This is a genomic window from Stenotrophomonas sp. STEN022, from assembly GCF_056760155.1.
The window spans coordinates 17,455-35,884 of record NZ_JBRREG010000043.1; the positions used below are offsets into that span (position 1 = coordinate 17,455).

General features: G+C 64.4%; 17 protein-coding genes. 12 read left to right on the plus strand and 5 right to left on the minus strand.

Annotated features, from left to right (window positions below; all coding sequences use genetic code 11):
• The first annotated feature begins 163 nt into the window (after window positions 1–163).
• The 3 genes from mutL to ACVOMF_RS10790 are packed head-to-tail and all read left to right on the plus strand — an operon-like array spanning window position 164 to window position 3,902.
• Window positions 164–2,029, plus strand: a complete 1,866-nt coding sequence (gene mutL, locus ACVOMF_RS10780) for a DNA mismatch repair endonuclease MutL (RefSeq protein WP_481509283.1) — start codon at window positions 164–166, stop codon at window positions 2,027–2,029.
• A complete protein-coding gene (locus tag ACVOMF_RS10785) occupies window positions 2,029–2,970 on the plus strand; it encodes a DUF1684 domain-containing protein (RefSeq protein ID WP_481509284.1) in 942 nt (313 codons plus the stop codon). Before mutL ends, ACVOMF_RS10785 begins: the two co-directional genes overlap by 1 nt.
• Window positions 2,967–3,902, plus strand: a complete 936-nt coding sequence (locus ACVOMF_RS10790; RefSeq protein ID WP_481509285.1) for a TraB/GumN family protein — start codon at window positions 2,967–2,969, stop codon at window positions 3,900–3,902. The genes ACVOMF_RS10785 and ACVOMF_RS10790 overlap by 4 nt, the downstream gene beginning before the upstream one ends.
• Before the next feature lie 173 nt (window positions 3,903–4,075).
• On the opposite strand, the gene phaR is transcribed toward ACVOMF_RS10790, so the two are convergent.
• From phaR to gluQRS, 3 genes are all read right to left on the minus strand, one after another.
• The gene (phaR, locus tag ACVOMF_RS10795) at window positions 4,076–4,600 is read right to left on the minus strand and encodes a polyhydroxyalkanoate synthesis repressor PhaR (protein WP_481509286.1); all 525 of its coding nucleotides are present in this window, start codon (window positions 4,598–4,600) and stop codon (window positions 4,076–4,078) included.
• A gap of 160 nt (window positions 4,601–4,760) precedes the next feature.
• Window positions 4,761–5,501, minus strand: coding sequence for a beta-ketoacyl-ACP reductase (gene phbB, locus ACVOMF_RS10800; protein WP_282266756.1), 741 nt, complete (start codon window positions 5,499–5,501; stop codon window positions 4,761–4,763).
• Between the two features lie 56 nt (window positions 5,502–5,557).
• Window positions 5,558–6,445, minus strand: coding sequence for a tRNA glutamyl-Q(34) synthetase GluQRS (gene gluQRS, locus ACVOMF_RS10805; RefSeq protein WP_481509287.1), 888 nt, complete (start codon window positions 6,443–6,445; stop codon window positions 5,558–5,560).
• Between the two features lie 92 nt (window positions 6,446–6,537).
• Here gluQRS and htpX point away from each other — a divergent pair, with 92 nt between their 5' ends.
• Window positions 6,538–7,404 carry a protease HtpX gene (gene htpX, locus ACVOMF_RS10810; protein WP_481509288.1) on the plus strand — a complete coding sequence of 289 codons (867 nt, stop codon included), beginning with the start codon at window positions 6,538–6,540 and terminating at the stop codon, window positions 7,402–7,404.
• A gap of 608 nt (window positions 7,405–8,012) precedes the next feature.
• Here the strand turns inward: htpX and ACVOMF_RS10815 are convergent.
• A complete protein-coding gene (locus ACVOMF_RS10815; protein WP_282266749.1) occupies window positions 8,013–8,840 on the minus strand; it encodes an inositol monophosphatase family protein in 828 nt (275 codons plus the stop codon).
• 119 nt (window positions 8,841–8,959) lie between these two features.
• On the opposite strand from ACVOMF_RS10815, the gene ACVOMF_RS10820 reads away from it, so the two are divergent.
• From ACVOMF_RS10820 to ACVOMF_RS10830, 3 genes are read left to right on the plus strand one after another with little or no spacing between them, the layout of a single operon-like run.
• Window positions 8,960–9,727: an RNA methyltransferase gene (locus ACVOMF_RS10820; RefSeq protein ID WP_481509289.1), complete on the plus strand. Its 768-nt coding sequence runs from the start codon at window positions 8,960–8,962 to the stop codon at window positions 9,725–9,727.
• 60 nt (window positions 9,728–9,787) lie between these two features.
• The gene (locus ACVOMF_RS10825) at window positions 9,788–10,705 is read left to right on the plus strand and encodes a phosphate/phosphite/phosphonate ABC transporter substrate-binding protein (protein ID WP_481509290.1); all 918 of its coding nucleotides are present in this window, start codon (window positions 9,788–9,790) and stop codon (window positions 10,703–10,705) included.
• Complete coding sequence (locus ACVOMF_RS10830) at window positions 10,702–12,849, plus strand: putative bifunctional diguanylate cyclase/phosphodiesterase (RefSeq protein ID WP_481509291.1); 2,148 nt, start codon at window positions 10,702–10,704, stop codon at window positions 12,847–12,849. The genes ACVOMF_RS10825 and ACVOMF_RS10830 overlap by 4 nt, the downstream gene beginning before the upstream one ends.
• Window positions 12,850–12,891: 42 nt before the next feature.
• Here the strand turns inward: ACVOMF_RS10830 and epmB are convergent, their stop codons facing one another.
• Window positions 12,892–13,920, minus strand: coding sequence for an EF-P beta-lysylation protein EpmB (gene epmB, locus ACVOMF_RS10835; RefSeq protein ID WP_481509292.1), 1,029 nt, complete (start codon window positions 13,918–13,920; stop codon window positions 12,892–12,894).
• Between the two features lie 100 nt (window positions 13,921–14,020).
• On the opposite strand from epmB, the gene efp reads away from it, so the two are divergent.
• The 5 genes from efp (at window position 14,021) to ACVOMF_RS10860 (ending at window position 18,195) form a co-directional block, all read left to right on the plus strand.
• Entirely contained in the window at window positions 14,021–14,587 is a 567-nt protein-coding gene (gene efp, locus ACVOMF_RS10840; protein WP_313169621.1) for an elongation factor P, read from the plus strand.
• A gap of 118 nt (window positions 14,588–14,705) precedes the next feature.
• Window positions 14,706–16,043, plus strand: coding sequence for a TRZ/ATZ family hydrolase (locus ACVOMF_RS10845; protein ID WP_481509293.1), 1,338 nt, complete (start codon window positions 14,706–14,708; stop codon window positions 16,041–16,043).
• 43 nt (window positions 16,044–16,086) lie between these two features.
• Window positions 16,087–16,809 carry a bifunctional 2-polyprenyl-6-hydroxyphenol methylase/3-demethylubiquinol 3-O-methyltransferase UbiG gene (gene ubiG / locus ACVOMF_RS10850; RefSeq protein WP_313169624.1) on the plus strand — a complete coding sequence of 241 codons (723 nt, stop codon included), beginning with the start codon at window positions 16,087–16,089 and terminating at the stop codon, window positions 16,807–16,809.
• The gene (locus ACVOMF_RS10855; RefSeq protein ID WP_481509294.1) at window positions 16,806–17,495 is read left to right on the plus strand and encodes a phosphoglycolate phosphatase; all 690 of its coding nucleotides are present in this window, start codon (window positions 16,806–16,808) and stop codon (window positions 17,493–17,495) included. The genes ubiG and ACVOMF_RS10855 overlap by 4 nt, the downstream gene beginning before the upstream one ends.
• 19 nt (window positions 17,496–17,514) lie before the next feature.
• Window positions 17,515–18,195: a phytoene/squalene synthase family protein gene (locus tag ACVOMF_RS10860; protein WP_481509295.1), complete on the plus strand. Its 681-nt coding sequence runs from the start codon at window positions 17,515–17,517 to the stop codon at window positions 18,193–18,195.
• Window positions 18,196–18,430: the final 235 nt, after the last annotated feature.

The following is an 18,430-nucleotide window of genomic DNA, read 5'->3' on the forward strand; positions in this document are numbered from 1 at the left end:
CTTTGGGGCACCTTCTCCCGAAGGGAGAAGGGATTGGCGCTCTGATCGCGGTGTTCGGCCCATGCTCGGCTATCATCGACGGCATGCATGAAGTCTGCCTGATCCCACGCCAAACCTCGTTCCCGTATCGCGCCACAGCCCCGCTATTGACCGGCGGTGCGGCATGAATGCGATCCGTCCGCTGCCGGAAATCCTGATCAACCAGATCGCCGCCGGCGAAGTGGTTGAACGTCCCGCTTCGGTGGTCAAGGAACTGGTCGAGAATGCCCTCGATGCCGGTGCCACCCGTGTTGATATCGATCTGGAAGAAGGCGGGGTACGCCTGATCCGCATCCGCGACAACGGTGGTGGTATCGCGGCCGAGCAGCTGCCGCTGGCGGTGTCGCGGCACGCCACCAGCAAGATCGCCAGCCTGGATGATCTGGAATCGGTGGCCACACTGGGTTTCCGCGGCGAGGCCCTGCCGTCGATTGCCTCGGTCAGCCGTTTCACCTTGGCCTCGCGGCGTGCCGATGACGAACACGGTTCGGCGTTGCAGATCGAAGGTGGCAAGCTCGGTGATGTCACCCCGCGTGCGCATGCGCCCGGTACCACTGTGGAAGTGCGCGAGCTGTTCTACAACGTGCCGGCACGGCGCAAGTTCCTGCGCGCCGAGCGCACCGAGCTCACCCACATCGAGGAGTGGCTGCGTTCGCTGGCACTGGCCCGTCCAGACGTGGAGTTGCGCGTTTCGCACAACGGCAAGCCTTCGCGCCGCTACAAGCCCGGTGATCTGTATTCGGATGCGCGTCTGGGCGAAACCCTGGGCGAGGACTTCGCACGCCAGGCGCTGCGCGTGGATCACAGCGCGGCCGGCCTGCGTCTGCACGGTTGGATCGCGCAGCCGCAGTATTCGCGGGCCAGCGCGGACCAGCAATACCTTTACGTCAACGGTCGGTCGGTGCGTGATCGCAGCGTCAGCCATGCAGTGAAGATGGCCTACGGCGATGTGCTCTATCACGGTCGGCAGCCGGCCTACGTATTGTTCCTGGAGCTGGACCCGACCCGGGTCGACGTCAATGTGCATCCGGCCAAGCACGAAGTGCGCTTCCGTGATTCGCGATTGATCCATGATTTCGTCTACCGCACCTTGAAGGACGCACTGGCGGAAACCCGCGCCGGCATGGAGCCCGCCGCAGCGCAGGCACATCCTGCGGATCCCCAGGCGCAGGCGGCACCAAACTACGCTGGCGCGGGCGGCTATCTGCTCTCACGTCCCGGCGGCAGCGCGGGCGGTGGTGGTGGCAGCGGCAACTGGCAGGCACGGCAATCGCCGCTGGGCCTGCAGGTGGCCGATGCACCATCGGCTTATGCCGCCCTGTATTCGCCGGTTGAAGGTGGCGCTGAGGTCTTGCGTCAGGCCGACAGCGGTCCGTCATTGCCGCCGACCTCCAACGATGCTGGTGTGCCGCCGCTCGGCTACGCGATCGCCCAGCTGCACGGCATCTATATCCTGGCCGAAAACGCCGAGGGGCTGATCGTGGTGGACATGCACGCCGCCCACGAACGCATCGGCTACGAACGCTTGAAGAACGCGCATGACGGCATCGGCCTGCATGCGCAGCCGCTGCTGGTGCCGATGACCCTGGCGGTGGGCGAGCGTGATGCCGATACCGCCGAGCGTGAAGCGGCCACCTTGGCCGCGCTGGGTTTCGAGGTCACCCGTTCCGGCCCCGGCTCGCTGCATGTGCGTAGCATTCCCGCGCTACTGGCCAATGCCGAGCCGGAAGGCTTGCTGCGCGATGTGCTCGGCGATCTTCGCGAGCACGGCCAGAGCCGCCGCATCGCCACCGCGCGCGACGAACTGTTGTCGACGATGGCCTGCCACGGCGCGGTGCGCGCCAACCGACGCCTGACCATCCCGGAAATGAATGCCTTGCTGCGCGATATGGAAATCACCGAGCGCTCCGGGCAATGCAACCACGGCCGCCCGACCTGGGCGCGCTTTTCCTTGGCCGAAATTGATCGCTGGTTCCTGCGGGGTCGTTGATGAAACACGTATTGGGGTGTGTGGCATTGCTCGCCGCGATGCTGCTCGGTGGCTGTGGCGATGACGCGAAGAACTCAGCGCCGACCGCGAAGGTCGATCCGGCGTTTGCGCATGACAATGAACTTTGGCGCGAGCAGCGACTAACCGAATTGCTGGCCCCGGATGGCTGGACCAGCTTGGTCGGCCTGCATTGGCTGGATCTGAAGGCGCATTACATTGGTAGCGGCAGTACCAGTGGCGTCCGCCTGGCGGCGGGTCCGCCGCGCATGGGGATGGTCACGCGCGTAGGCGACGGATGGTTCTTTACACCGGAGGCCGGTGTCTCGGTGGAGGTGGACGGGCAGGTGGTGAAGGGCCGCGTCCCACTGCACAGTGACCACGCAGAGGCGCCTACGCTGATTCATTTCGACGAAGGCAAAGGCACCTTGAGCCTGATCGAACGCGGGGCGCGTTTCGGGCTGCGGGTGAAGCATGCCGATGCACCAGCACGTGTGGATTTCAGCCATCTGGACTACTGGCCGGCGGATCCGAGTTGGCGCATCACCGCGCGGTTCGTGCCGCATGACGTCAACAAGACCATTCCGATTGTCGATATCACCGGCTTGACCACGGAGCTGGCCAACGCCGGGGCGATCGAGTTCGAACGTGACGGACGAACCTGGCGGCTGGAAGCGCTGGGTGATGTGGGCCGCCCGTTGCAAGTGATCTTCGCCGACCGCACCAGTGGCCGTGGCAGCTATGCGGCGGGGCGCTACATCGACGTGGATGTGCCGGACGCAAAAAGCCAGGTGGTGATTGATTTCAACCGTGCCTACAACCCGCCGTGTGCATTCACTCCGTTTGCGACCTGCCCGTTGCCGCCGCCGGAGAACCGCTTGGACATGGAGGTGACGGCTGGTGAAAAAGCCTATGCCAAGCCCAAGCAGGAGCCAGCCGCATGAAGTGGATCAAACGCGTGGGCGTGTTGCTGGCCACCGGCTTGTTGGCTGCGGTGCCGTTGCTTGCAAGTGCTGCCGCGCCCAAGCCGGCGGTGAAGCAGCCGCCGGTACCGCTGCTGTGGAAGGTCAGTGGTGCACAGGGCAGCGAACTGTATCTGCTCGGTTCCTTCCATCTGCTCAAGGCCGATGACTATCCGTTGTCCGCCGATGTCGATCGAGCGTTCGCAGGAGCGCAGCGCCTGTTGTTCGAGCTGTCGCCGGAGGAAATGAACTCGCCGCAGCTGGCCACGCAGATGATGCAGGCAGCGCTGCGTCGTGATGGGCGCCAGCTCAAGGATGATCTTGATCCAGCCACCTGGCAGCGGCTGGAACGATGGGGCGTGGCCAACAACATGCCGGTCGATCGGCTGGCCGGGCTCAAGCCCTGGTTCGTGGGCCTGACTGTCAGCATTGCGCAGATGAACCAGCAGGGCCTGGACCCGAAGTCCGGGCTGGATCGGCATTTGATGGACCGTGCCGCTCAGGCCAACAAGCCGGCTTCCGGCCTTGAAAGTGCTGCCTCGCAGATCGCAATGCTCGACAGCATGAGTGCCGACGAGCAGCGTCAGTTGCTGCGCGAAGCCTTGGAACAGGTCGACAAGGGCGACGTGCAGAGCCGCCAGCTGCACGATGCGTGGCGCCGTGGCGATGACGTGATGTTGTGGCGGGATATGGCCGCGCAGATGAAGCGCGAGTACCCGGGGCTGTATCAGCGGATCAACGTGGATCGCAATAATGCCTGGTTGCCCAGCCTGCAGCAGTGGTTGCAGCCAGGACGCGGAAATACGCTGGTGGTGGTCGGTGCACTGCACCTGCTGGGCAGCGATGGCGTGGTCGAGAAGTTGCGCGCGCAGGGCTACAAGGTCGAGCGGATTTGCAGCGCCTGCAAGCGTTGAGTCTTTTGGCGTTGCAGCTTTTGTGGGAGCGGGGGGATCAGGCAAACGGCGGGAGAAGGAGTAAGAGGGAGCGAGAGGGGGGAAAACGCGGAGACAAAAAAAAAAAAAAGGCAAAAAAAAAAAACGCCCCAAAAACCAACCGGCCGCCGCTTGCGGGGCCCTTTTCGTTGCCCTCAGCGACCGCTGCGGGTCTTGCTTCCGGTGCCGCTCGGCGGCGGATCGGTTGGCTTGCTGGTGCCAGCGGGCGGGCGGGTGCCGCCAAAGCCAGCGCCCATGTTGTGCTGGAATTCCTGCCACAGCTCCAGGTTGCGCTCGGTGAGCTGGTTCATCATCGCCCACGGCGTCTGCCCGAGCAGGTTGCCCATCTGCTGGCGGAACTGCTGCTGCTGGTCCAGGAACACCTGCATGCTGCGCTCCAGGTAATTGCCCATGAAGCCCTGCAACGAGTCACCGTAGAAACGGATCAACTGGCTCAACAGCTGGGTGGACAGCATCGGCTCGCCGTCCTGCTCCTTGTCCGCGATGATCTGCAGCAGCACCGAGCGGGTCAGGTCGTCGCCGCTCTTGGCGTCGCGGACCTCGAAATCCTCACCGTCCAGAATCAACTGACGGACGTCTTCGATGGTGATGTAGCTGGAAATCTCGGTGTCGTAGAGCCGGCGATTCGGATACTTCTTGATGATGCGGGTCGCAGCCATTAAGCAGTCACTCGTCACGGTAGGTGCGCAGCATGGCGCAGTGCAGCAGGGCTTGCAACCGCCAAAAGTACAGGTTGCAAGCGTCGGGGAACTCCAGGTTTGTTGCGCAACATGAATCGCCATGGTGTGCAACATGGCGTGGGCGGTCAGCAGCCGGTGGTCACCAGCCCATGTGGTGACCACCGTTGATGTCCAGATTCGAGCCGGTGATCCAGCTGGCTTCCTCGGCAACCAGGAAGGCGACTGCGTAGGCGATCTCCTCCGGCTTGCCCAGGCGCCCGGTGGGAATGTCGGCAATGATCTTTGCCCGGACTTCCTCGGGTACGGCCATCACCATGTCGGTAGCCACATAGCCCGGCGAGATGGTGTTGACGGTAATGCCGAAGCCGGCATTCTCGCGCGCCAGGGAGATGGTGAAGCCATGCATGCCGGCCTTGGCGGCGGCGTAGTTGGCCTGGCCGTACTGGCCCTTGAGGCCGTTGATCGAGCTGATCTGGATCACCCGGCCCCAGCCGCGCTTGCGCATGCCCTCGATCACCGGACGGGTGACGTTGAACACGGAGTTGAGGTTGGTGTTGATCACCTCATGCCACTGTTCCGGGCTCATCCGATGGAAGGTGGTGTCGCGGGTGATGCCGGCGTTGTTGACCAGGATCTCCACCGGCCCCAGTCCGGCTTCCACGGCCTGGATCAGGGCGCGGCCGCTGTCCGGGTGCGCCACGTCGCCTTCGAACAATGCGATGTCATAGCCCTTGCTGCGCATGGTCTGCTGCCACTGCTGCGCCTTTTCGGCGTTGCGGTAGTTGGTAGCGACGCGGTGCCCTTGGTCGACCAGGCGTTGGCAGATGGCAGTACCGATGCCGCCGGTACCACCGGTGACCAGTGCGACGCGCGATGTCATGGGCTCAACTCCAGGGCAGATGTGCAGGGCAGTCCCCGATTCTAATGAAACTGCGCTCAACCCGGGGGCTGCAGCGGGGCCAGAAGCGAGGTTTTTTGCAGCCGGGTCGGCTCGAAGGCGGCGGTCGCGTGCTGCAGCGCCTCGGCAACGCTGGTTGCAGCATCCAGGGCAGGCGGCGGCTGGCCCAATGCCGCCCACAGCCAGCGCAGCACGGGCAGGGGCTGGGCGCTGTCCACGGGGATGGCGGCCTGCGACTTGGACAGCTTCTGTCCGGCACTGTCCAGCAGCAACGGCAGGTGCAGATAGTGCGGGGTGGGCAGGCACAGCGCCTGCTGCAGCAGGATCTGCCGGGCAGTGGAGTCGATCAGGTCAGCGCCACGTACCACGTGGGTGATGCCCTGCTCGGCGTCGTCCACAACCACGGCCAGCTGATAGGCCCAGTAACCATCGGCGCGCAGCAGGACCACGTCGCCGACGTCGCGGTCCACGTCCTGTTGCTGCCGGCCCTGCAGGGCGTCGTCGAAGCTGACGTGGCTGCCGTCGGCCACGCGTAGACGGATTGCCGGTTGCGGGCGCTGCTGGCTGGCGACGCAGCGGCGGTGGATGCCGTGCTGGCTGGCCAGATCGGCGCGGCTGCAGTGGCATGCAAAGGCCTTGCGCTGATCCAGCAGTTGTTCGATGGCTGCCTGGTAAAGGGCGTTGCGCTGGCTCTGGTATTGCACCGGAAAGTCCGACGTCAGTCCGAACGCGCTGAGCGTAGCCAGCTGTGAATCGACCGCGCCGGGGACTTCGCGAGGAGGGTCTACGTCTTCCACACGCACCAGCCATTGGCCGCCGGCATGGCGGGCCAGCAACCAGCTGCCGAAGGCGGCCAGCATGGAGCCCAGGTGCAAGGGGCCGGTCGGGGAGGGCGCAAAGCGGCCGCGGTAGGGAATAGCTGGCATCGAAACTGAATCGTCGGTCAGATTAATGCTTGAATTCAAGCTGTCTGCGCCGCAAATTGCTTCCATCTCCAATCCTTATGGATATGTTTCCCATGTTTACCCGTATCGGGCTGTTTCTTCTGACCAACTTGGCAGTGCTGGCATTGGCCAGCGTTGTCATGTCTCTGCTGGGGACTGACCCCTCGAAGATGAGCGGCTTGCTGGTCATGGCAGCCATCTTTGGCTTCGGTGGCTCGATCATCTCGCTGCTGCTGTCCAAGTTCATGGCCAAGCGCGGCACCGGCGCGGTCGTCATCACCGAGCCGCGCAACCAGACCGAGCGCTGGTTGCTGGACACCGTGGCCCGCCAGGCCAAGGCGGCCGGCATCGGCATGCCGGAAGTGGCGGTGTACGACGCTCCCGAGATCAACGCCTTTGCGACCGGCGCAAACCGCAACAACGCGCTGGTGGCGGTGTCCACCGGTCTGCTGCACAACATGAGCGAGGACGAGGCCGAGGCAGTGCTGGGTCATGAAATCGCCCACGTTGCCAATGGCGACATGATCACCATGGCGCTGCTGCAGGGCGTGTTGAACACCTTCGTCATCGTGCTGGCGCGTGTGGTGGGCGGCATCATCGACAGCGCACTGTCGGGCAACCGCGAAGGCGGTGGCCGTGGCTTTGCCTACTACATCATCGTGTTTGTGCTGGAGATGGTGTTCGGCCTGTTCGCAACCATGATCGCGATGTGGTTCTCGCGTCATCGTGAGTTCCGTGCCGACCAGGGTGGTGCCTCGCTGGCTGGCCGTCAGAAGATGATCGCTGCGCTTGAGCGTCTGAAGCTCAACCATGGCCAGAGTACGTTGCCGACCCAGATCGCTGCGTTTGGCATTGCCGGTTCGGCGGCCAAGAAGCTGTTCCTGAGCCATCCGCCGCTGGAAGAGCGTATCGCCGCGCTGCGTTCCTCGACGGTGGCCTGAGCAGGCGATTGAAGCTGCTGCGCGCAGCGCCTGCGACAACTGTCAGGGTTCCAGCAAGGTTCGCAAGTGATTGAAGACAACGCCCTGCAAGGGGCGTTGTCTGTTTTGCGACCACGGCTACAGCTGTGCCTGCTGATCCTGCATGCAGCCAACAGTTCTGCGTATTGCCATCCGTTGAAATCAGCGGCTTGTAACCTCGGTGCATGGGTTTGTGCCTGCCCTCCAGGTGCTGCAGGCGAGGGGGCGTATGGTGCAGGACGCGCGGTATTGGGCAATGGAGTTCTGGAATGAGCTGAGCGTGCTGGACCTGATCGGCGGCTCCTTGCTCGGGGAGGCTCTGGGCTTGGCCTTGGGGGTCGGCAGCCTGTGGCGGGAGCGGTGGTTCCTGCGGTGTCGGCTGGCTGATTGGCCCGACGTCGTGGGAGCTGCGTCAGCTGCGACGCTGGGATTGCTGGGGCGCCGGCGGCTTGTGTCATCTGATGGATTTCCCGCTTCGCCGCTTATGCCGCTCCCACAAGAAAATTGGTGCACAAAGCTTTGCCCACAAAAAAATCCGATGCCAGAAACCTGGCATCGGATTCGGATGATTCACTGCGATGGCAGCTGGATCAGAACTTCGGGTCGAACTCTGCAGCGTAGCCGGTGTTGACGATGACCTTCTGCAGGGCTTCGCACACCTTGATGTTGCCGGCCACGACCTGCTGGGTCTCGGGGCCGCGCGAGTCCATGCGGTCCAGCGGCGCGCCGCGGTAGTTGCAGACCTTGCCACCGGCTTCGCGAACCAGCAGCACGCCGGCAGCGATGTCCCATGCCTTCACGCCAGCCTCGAAGTAGGCGTCGGCACGGCCGCAGGCCACGTAGGCCAGATCCAGCGCGGCTGAGCCCGTGCGGCGCACGTCTTCAGCCTGCACCAGCAGGGTGTCGACGGTCTTGAGCTGGGTGCTGGCACGGCTGCGTTCGCGCGGGGCGAAGCCGGTGTGGATCATCGTGCCTTCCAGGTCCTTGCGGTCGGCCACGCGCAGGCGGCGGTCGTTGAGCACGGCGCCATTGCCCTTGGACGCAGTGAAAAGCTCGTTGCGCAGCGGGTCGAAGATCACCGCATCGGTCGGCTCGCCGTTTTCAACCAAGGCGATGGAGACGCAGTAGTGCGGGAAGCCGCGCAGGTAGTTGCTGGTGCCATCGAGCGGGTCGATCACCCACATCATGCGATTGACACCCTGGATGCCACCTTCTTCACCGAAGATGCCGTATTCCGGATAGGCGCGCTTGAGTTCCTTGACGATTACCTTTTCAGCGTCGGCATCGACTTCGCTGGCGTAATCCATCCGACCCTTCTGTACCACGTTCAGGGCTTCAAGCTTGTTGATGTTGCGGAGCAGGACGTTGCCGGCGAGGCGGGCGGCCTTGACCATGACGGTTACGGCGGGTTTCTGCATGGCGAAAGGCTCCCGTGAAGGCAGAGATCGGATTGGCGGGGGAAAAGAGCGGGTCCGGCGCATTGACCGGCCGCGCAGTTTACCATCTACAGCTGTCTCGCTCCTGATTTTTTAACGCCATGTCTGTTTCCGCTCATATTCGCTTCGTTCTTGTTGGCACCCAGCACCCCGGCAACATCGGCGCGGCGGCCCGTGCGATGAAGACCATGGGGCTGGCGCGGCTGGTCCTGGTAGCCCCGGAAAAACCCCTGGACGAGGACGCCTTCCGGCGTTCGGCCGGTGCCGAGGACGTGCTCGGCGATGCGCCGGTGTTCGCCAGCCTTGCCGAAGCCGTGGCCGATTGCCGCTTGGTGATGGGCTGCACCGCGCGTTCGCGACGGGTGCAACTGGAGGAGCTGCTGCCAGAAATAGCCGGTCAGCGTGCCGTGGCCAAGGCCGGCGAGCCGGCCGAGGTGGCCTTTGTGTTCGGCCGTGAGCGCACCGGTTTGACCAACGAGGAGCTGCAGCTCTGCCACGCTGCCGTGCACATCCCCTCCGACCCTGGGTTCAGCTCGCTGAATCTGGCCGCCGCAGTGCAGGTCCTGGCTTACGAGGTACGCATGGCGGTGCTGGAGTCGCAGCCCGGCGCGGTAGCGCCGGTAGCGGCTGAGCCTGGCCGGGACGAAGCACCGGCCAGCCATGCCCAACTGGAAGGGATGTTCCGCCAGTTGGGTGACACCCTGGACCAGATCGACTTCCACAAGGGCCGCGCCCCGGAATCGGCCATGCGCAAACTGCGTCGTCTGTTCATGAAAGCCGACCTGTCCGAGCAGGAGGTCAGGCTCATGCGTGGCATCCTGTCCGATGCGCAGCGCATGGCTCGCTTGGCCTCGACGGACAAGGGCTGAGGACTGCGTCACGCTTTGCTAAAAGCGGTACTCTGTGGGGATGGATTAGGGGGTGTCGTTTTGGGTGTCTTGCGATGGCTTTGGGGAGCCGCACTGACACTGGCTGCACTGCAGCCCGTAGCGGTGGGGGCGGTTGATCGTTCGGTATTGGTCTTGGGGCGGATCAGTGATGATCCGAAGTCGCATTACGACCAACTCAAGCCACTGCTGGACTATGTGGTGCCGCGCATGCGCGATGTCGGGATCGTCGAAGGACGCATCCTGATGGCCAAGGACGCACAGCAGATGGGGAGCTATCTGCGGCGCGGCCGGGTTGATTGGGTCACTGAAACTTCGGGCACGGCAATGGCATTGGGGCAGCGGGCGGGTGCCAAGCCCCTGCTGTTGACCGAGCGCAATGGCGTGGGCACGTATCACAGCGTGTTCTTCGTACGCCGTGACAGCCCGGTCACCACGCTGGAGGGTTTGCGCGGGCGCACACTGGCAATGCAGAGCGTGCTGTCTACCAGTGCCTATCTGGTGCCGGCGATGGAGTTGCTCGACCACAACGTGCAGCCTGAAATCCTGCTCGACCCGCGTGACACGCCGGTCGAGGACTCGGTGGGCTACGTGTTTGTGCGATCGGAACTGAACATCTCCACCTATGTGCACAAGCGTGTGGTGGATGCCGGGGTGATCAGCAGTATCGACTGGAGTGACAACCAAGCCATGCCGCCAGCCTTCCGCCAGGACATGCGGGTGCTGTACCGCAGCGAGCCGATCCCGCGTGCGGTGGAAATGGTGCGCGCCGACCTGGACCCGGCGGTGCGTGACCGGCTGCAGCAGGTATTGCTGCAGGCCAGTAGCGACCCGGTGGCCGGGCCGGCGCTGGCCAAGTTTTTTGGCACTACAGGCTTTCACCCCGTAGACCCGGACAACCTGCGCGCGCTGGAGCGTCTGCGCCGTGGTTTGGTCCGTATCCGGATGGAGGTGGAATGAGCGCGCCACGGTTTGGATTGCAGGCCCGCTTCCTGGCCGCCAGTGCCGTGGTGCTGCTGGTGGTGGTGGCGATTGTCGGGTTGATGCTGGTGCGTCAGGCTGCTGGCCAGCGTGAAGCCTTGCGCAACAGTGGTGAGGTGCTGAGTCAGGTGTTCGACCAGGGCGTGCGTGAGCGCGGTACCGCTTTGGCCAATGCCTTGGCCGATACGCTGGTAAATCCGCTGTACTACTCCGATCTGGCCGCTATCGGTGCGGCGGTGCGTAATACCGCGCGGCAGAAATCGGTCAGCTATGTGCTGGTGTATGACCCGGACGGACGGCTGATCCACGATGGTTCGTTCGATGTGGCCGGTTATGGCCAGCCGATGAATGATCCGCTGGCGAAGGCGGCGGTGCGTTCGCTCAAGCCGCTGGTGCAGGAATCACCATCGATACTGGAAGTGGATGTACCGCTGGCGATTGGCGACCAACCGCTGGGCGGGTTGCGCGTAGGCATGAATCTGGCGCCGGTGCGTGCCCAGGAGGCCAGGTCCATGCAGGCGCTGGAGCAGCGCATGCGGGAGACCCAGCGGCGGGAACTGGGCTGGGCTTTGGGCCTGATGCTGCTGCTGCTCGGTTTTGTCTGCGTAATGGCGTTCTACGTGCAGTACACGCTGGTGCGGCCGATCCGCTGGTTGGGCGTGGCGGCGCGGCGTATCGAGCGCGGCGATTACCTGATCGAGGCGCAGTCGACCCGGCGCGGCGACGAGGTCGGTGAGTTGCTGCGTACCTTCGATCGGATGAGCCAGAGCATCGCCAGGCATGATCGTGATGTTCGGCAGATGGCCTATACCGATGCACTCACTGGTTTGACCAATCGGCTCGCTTTCCGCGAAGCCCTGGACCACCGCTTGCTGCGAGCGCAGGCGGCTGGGCGAGGATTGGCGCTGTTGTTCATCGATATTGACGAGTTCAAGCGCGTCAATGACACGCTGGGGCATGAGGCCGGTGACGACGCCTTGCTGCAGTTTGCGCAGCATATTTCGGTGGCGGTTGAGCAGATCGGCGGCGATGACGCCTTGCTGGCCCGGTTTGGCGGTGACGAGTTCGTCATCCTGATCAGTCAGGGTCAGAGCAGCGCAGCCGAGGTTGCCAAGCGGCTGGCAGAGCGGCTGGTGATTGATCTGGGCAAGCCTTTGCAGGTGCAGCAGCGGGAGATCTTCCTTGGCAGCTCGATTGGTATCACCTTGTTCCCGGAGGATGCGGCGGATGCCACCGCCTTGCTGAAGAACGGTGATATCGCCATGTATCAGGCCAAATTGGCCGGCAAGAACTGCTTCCGTTACTACAGCCTGGCCATGGACCACGCGGTGGAGCGGCGGCTGCATCTTGAGCAGGAGCTGCGTGGTGCCTGGGAGCGCAACGAATTGCGCCTGGTGTACCAGCCCATCTTCCGTACCCGCGACCGTATGCTGTGTGGCGTGGAAGTGCTGCTGCGCTGGGATCACCCGGCGCTGGGCGCGATCCCGCCGTCGGTGTTCATCGACGTGGCCGAGCAGAGTGGCCTGATCCAGACGATCGGCCCCAAGGTGCTGCGCGCTGCCTGTGAGCAGGCCCAGCGCTGGCCGCGCAATTCGATGGGCGAGGAACTGTTCATTTCGGTCAACGTCTCGCCCAAGCAACTGCGTAACGGTGACCTGCTGCAGGAGGTGGAAAGCAGCCTGCTCGGTTCCGGGTTGGCCGCGTCACGTCTGCATCTGGAGCTGACCGAGACAGCGGTTATCGGCGATGAAATGTTGGCTGTCTCGCTGCTGGAGAAGCTGCACCGTGCCGGGGTGAAGGTGTGGCTGGACGACTTCGGCACCGGCTTCTCCGGGCTCAGCCATCTGCGTCAGGTGCCGGTGGACGGGGTCAAGATCGACCGCAGTTTTGTCGCCGACATGGAGCGCGATCCCGACGATCTGGCGCTGACCACGGCCATCATCGCCATGGCCCATGCGCTGGGTATTACCGTGGTGGCCGAGGGGGTGGAGCAGGAGGCACAGTTCGAGCTGCTCAGCCAGCGTGGCTGTGATCTGGTCCAAGGCTATTGGCTGGGACGGCCCCTGGAAGCGGCCGGTCTGGTCAGCCTGCTGGAGCGCGGTGCGATGGCGGCGGTGCGCTGACCTGGCTGCCTGGCTTGGCCGCAGAAACCCGGCCGCTCCGTGTCAGAGCGGCCGCTTGCTGGTGTCGCCGGCGATCTCGCGCACCAGCTTGGGCACCAGATAACCGGACAGCCGGGCCATCAGCCCGGCGTGCAGGGCCAGTGCGTGCTCGTCACTGACCTCAAAGTGGGCCGCGCCCTGCACCTTGTCCAGCTGGTACAGGTAGTACGGCATCACGCCGGCGGCAAAGCTGCGCTCGCTCAATGCCGCCAGTGCGTCCAGCTCGTCGTTGACGCCGCGTAGCAATACCGCCTGGTTGAGCAGTTGTGCGCCGGTGGCGCGAATGCGGGCCAGGGCGGCATCCACCTGGGCGTCGAATTCATTGGCATGGTTGGCATGCAGCACGAAGGCCACTGGCCAGGGCAGGCTGGCCAACCATTGCACCAGGCCATCGTCCACGCGCTCGGGCAGGACGACTGGCAGGCGGCTGTGGATGCGCAGGCGCTTGATATGTGGGATGGCGGCCAGGGCATCGGTCAGCTCGGCCAGCTTGGAGGTGTTTAGTGACAGCGGGTCGCCGCCGGAGAGGATGACTTCGTCAATGTCCGGGTCGGCCGCGATTGCCGCCACGGCCTCGTGCCAACCACCCTTGGCGGCGTTCTCGCCGGCATAGTCGAAGTGGCGGCGGAAGCAGTAACGGCAGTTGATCGCACAACTGCCGGTGGTTACCAGCAGGGCGCGGCCGCGGTACTTCTGGATCACGCCGGTGGCTTTCTCGGCTGCGCCGTCGCCGCCGGCGTCGAAGCTGAATCCGGGCACGACCTGCATCTCGTCGGTGATCGGCAATACCTGCCGCAGCAAGGGGTCGGCCGGGTCACCATGGCGCATGCGGGCGACAAACCCGCGTGGCACCCGCAGCGCGAACTGCGCCAGCGCCTCGGCTGAAACGCCCACCGCTTCGGCATCCAGCCCCAGCACCGCCAATAGCTCGGCCGGGTCGCGGATGGCTTGGCGCCAGTGCGCCTGCCAGCGGTCGTCGGGCAGGGTCAGGATGGCTTTTTCTGGAGTGAGGACGGGGGCTGCGGTTATCATTGGCGGTCAGAAAAACAGATGGCCCACCAGACGGCGGGCGTTCCATTCTAATCCGGCCGCCCGCGACACGCGGCGGTTTTGCCAATTCAGGAGTTTCAGCATGGCCAGTTACGGCATGAACGACGTAAAGAACGGGATGAAAATCCTGGTCAACAACCAACCGGCTGTCATCATCGACACCGAATACGTCAAGCCGGGCAAGGGCCAGGCCTTCACCCGCGTGAAGTACCGCCTGATCAAGGATGGCCGTACCCAGGAAGTGACCATGAAGTCGACCGATTCGCTGGATGCAGCGGACGTGGTCGATACCGACATGAACTTCATGTACAGCGATGGCGAGTACTGGCACTTCATGGACCCGGAAACCTTCGAGCAGGTGCAGGCCGACAAGGCCGGCATGAACGGCGCCGAGAAGTGGCTGAAGGGCGAAGAGTCCTGCGTGGTGACCCTGTGGAACGGCACCCCGATCGACGTGACCCCGCCGAACTTCGTCGAGCTGAAGATCGTCGAGACCGATCCGGGCGTGCGCGGCGACACCTCGGGCGGCGGCGGCAAGCCGGCGACGCTGGAGTCGGGTGCCGTGGTGCGCGTGCCGTTGTTCGTCAACCAGGATGAAATCATCCGCGTTGATACGCGCTCGGGCGAATACTCGGCTCGCGTCAAGTAAGCAATACGATGCAGGCGCCGCCACCCATCACCCCGCAGCCGCGCGCTGCCGGTGCTGGGGGTGCGGCGCCTGTTCGCATCCGGCATTTGCCGGACCAGGCAACAGAAAGGTGATGACCGTGAGTGAAGTGCAACCCCAGCAATGCGATCTGTTGATCGAAGCCGGCTACGTGGTACCGGTAGAGCCGCATGCGGTGGTGCTTGAGGACCACGCGGTGGCGATCAGCGACGGCGTGATCGTCGCGGTGCTGCCGCGTGCCGAGGCTCGCGTGCGTTTCAGCGCCAGGCAGGTCGTATCACGCCCGGAAGCGGCGCTGATCCCTGGGTTGGTCAATGCCCATACCCATAACCCGATGACGCTGCTGCGCGGCGTTGCCGACGACCTGCCGCTGATGACATGGCTGCGCGAGCACATCTGGCCAGTGGAAGCGGCGGTGATCGGGCCGGAGTTCGTTGCCGACGGCACCACCCTGGCCATCGCCGAGATGCTGCGCGGTGGCACCACCTGTGCCAACGAGAACTATTTCTTTGCCGACGTGCAGGCCGCTGTCTACAAGAAGCATGGCTTCCGCGCGCTGGTGGGCTCGGTGATCATCGATTTCCCCAGCGCCTGGGCCAAGACCGATGACGAGTACTTCGCCCGCGCCACCGAACTGCACGATACCTGGCGCGACGATGCGCTGATCGGCACCGCCTTCGCGCCGCATGCGCCGTATACGGTGAGCGATGCCAATTTCGAGCGGGTGCGGATGCTGTCCGACCAGCTCGACAGCCGCGTGCACCTGCACACGCATGAGACCGCACAGGAGATCACCGATTCCATCGCCCTGCATGGGCAGCGCCCGTTGGCGCGGTTGGATCGCCTGGGTTTGGTCAACGAGCGCCTGATCGCGGTACACATGACCCAGCTCACCGAGGCCGAGATCCACCTGTGCGGCGAGCGTGGCGTCAGCGTGGTGCATTGCCCGGAATCCAACCTGAAGCTGGCTTCGGGCTTCTGCCCGGCCTGTGCGCTGGTCAGGGCCGGCGTCAATCTGGCGATCGGCACCGACGGCTGCGCCAGCAACAACGACCTGGACATGTTCAGCGAGAACCGCACCGCGGCCATCCTCGCCAAGGCCGTGGCCAATGACGCCACTGCGCTTGATGCGGCGACCACGCTGCGTGCTTCAACCCTGGGCGGCGCGCGCGCACTGGGCTTCGGCGACCGCATCGGCTCGATCGAGGTCGGCAAGCAGGCCGATCTGGTCTGCGTGGACCTGTCCGCGCTGGAGACCCAGCCGTTGCATCATGTGCTGTCGCAGCTGGTGTATGCCGCCGGTCGCCACCAGGTCAGCGACGTGTGGATTGCCGGCAAGTCCAAGCTGGTCCAGCGCCAGCTGGTCGACATGGACATCGCCGCGATCACCGCCAATGCGCGCCAGTGGCGCGACCGCATCCGTACCATCCGCGCCTGACCGCGCAACCGGCCGCCCCACGCGGCCGCACGAGGAAACCGATATGAGTGCAGCTTCCACTTCCACCAATTTCGATCAGGCCGAACTGGACAAGTTCGCGGCACTCGCTACCCGCTGGTGGGATGCCGATGGCCCGCAGAAGCCGTTGCACGCGCTCAATCCGGTACGCCTGAAGTACGTTGCTGATCGCGCCAGCCTGCGCGGTGCCAAGGTGCTGGACATCGGCTGCGGTGGCGGCCTGCTCAGTGAAGCGTTGGCCAAGGAGGGGGCGCAGGTGACCGCCATCGACCTGGCCCCGGAGCTGGTCAAGGTTGCGCGTCTGCATGGGCTGGAGTCCGGCGTCAGCGTCGATTACCGCGTGCAGGCAGCTGAGGACCTGGCGGCAGAGCAGCCGGGCAGTTACGACGTGGTGACCTGCATGGAAATGCTGGAGCACGTGCCGGACCCGGGCGCGATCATCGCTGCCTGCCATCGTCTGCTGCGTCCGGGTGGCAAGCTGTTCCTGTCCACCATCAACCGCACCCCGGCGGCGTTTGCGGTGGCCATTGTCGGTGCCGAATACATCGCCCGGTTGCTGCCCAAGGGGACTCACCACTATCAGGAGTTCATCAAGCCGGCCGAGCTGGGCGCATGGCTGCGCGCGGCTGATCTGTCCTTGCAGGACGTCAGCGGCATGGCCTACGAGCCGTGGCGCAACCGCGCCCGCCTGAGCAGCCGCACCGACATCAACTACCTGGCCTACGCGGTCAAGCCGGAACAGGCATGAGCATGAGCAGGTTCCCGGCAGCGGTGCTGTTCGACCTGGACGGCACCTTGCTGGACAGCGCGCCGGACTTCGTCGTCACCGCCAACCGCATGTTGCAGGCTCGCGGCATGGGCGAGGTGACGCTGGATCAGCTGCGCCCGGCGGTGTCCAAGGGTTCGCGGGCGATGCTGGCGATTGCCTTCCCGCATATGGGCGAGGTCGAGCGGCATGCACTGGTGCCGGAGTTTCTTGATATCTACGAGTCACTGATCGGTCAGTACGCGACGCTGTTCGATGGCATAGAAACGATGCTGCGGGCGCTGGAGCAGAACGGCACCACCTGGGGCATCGTCACCAACAAACCCGAGTACCTGGCTCGCCTGATCCTGCCGCAACTGGGCTGGGAGCAGCGTTGCGCGGTGCTGATCGGCGGTGACACCCTGGCCGAGCGCAAGCCGCATCCCTTGCCGTTGGAGGTTGCCGCGCAACAGATCAATATCGCGGCCAGTGCCTGCGTCTATGTCGGCGACGACGAGCGCGACATCATCGCAGCACGCGCCGCCGGCATGCCGTCGGTGGCGGTGTTGTGGGGTTACCGTCTGCACGGTGATGACCCGAAGGCCTGGCAGGCCGACAGTATTTGTGAGCTACCGCAGGAACTTTGGCAGCCAGCCGCATGGCCAGCTACCCAACCGGCTTCGGCCTGATTCAACAACGAGGTTTGATGTGAGCAGTGCGCTGGACAGCTTCCTGGACAAGTGGCGTGAGCGTTGGCCGGAATGGGCCTTCGTGGAGCGTTTTGTCGACGAGGCCGATCGTGAGCGCAGCGTGGCCTGGTTCGCGCTGCTGCAGGAATTCGATGACATCTTGAACGCCAGCGGCGATACCACGCCGCAGGACGCCAAGCTCGCGTGGTGGGGCGAGGAGCTGCGCAGCTGGGAGGTGCAGCGTTCGCGGCATCCGCTAGGCCGTTTGCTGGAGCCGGTGCGCGCGCCGTGGACACAGTTGGCGGATGCTTTGCCGAGCTTGATCGACGCGCGTGATCGCGTGGCCGATGCTGCGCAGGCACGCAAGGTGTTGGCGCAGTACGCGGCAGCGGCGGTGGCGGTGGAAGCGGCGATGTTCAGCAGCAAGCCGTCGCCGGCTGCTGCCGAGGCGCTGACCACGCAGATGCTGGCGCTGCGCGTGCAGGAACAGGCGGCTTCGGTGCCGCAGGCCTTCAGCAGTGAAATGGAATGGGACAAGGTCTTGCAGGCGGCCTGGCCGTCACGTGTTGCCGGCCCACGCCCACGTCGCATCTATGCCGTGCTGGCGCGTGGTCGTCAGCGGGCGCGCATTCGCGGCGGTGAGTACCAGCCGAGCCCGGCGGGTTTGCTGTGGCGTAGCTGGTGGGCTGCGCGGGGCTAAACCTCGCGGAACCAAACGGAGTCGCTCCCTTCTCCCGTTTACGGGAGAAGGTGCCCGAAGGGCGGATGAGGGCAGCTTTGCGCTGTTGATCCATCAGCTTCGCGGCTTACGCCGCTCCCACAAGCAATGTTGGAAATGCCCTGTAGAGCCCCGCCCAAAAAGGGGGGGGGGAGAACCGGAAAGGCGCAGACCCCCCATGGGAGGCCCAAAAAGGGGAGCAATTTACCAGCAAGGG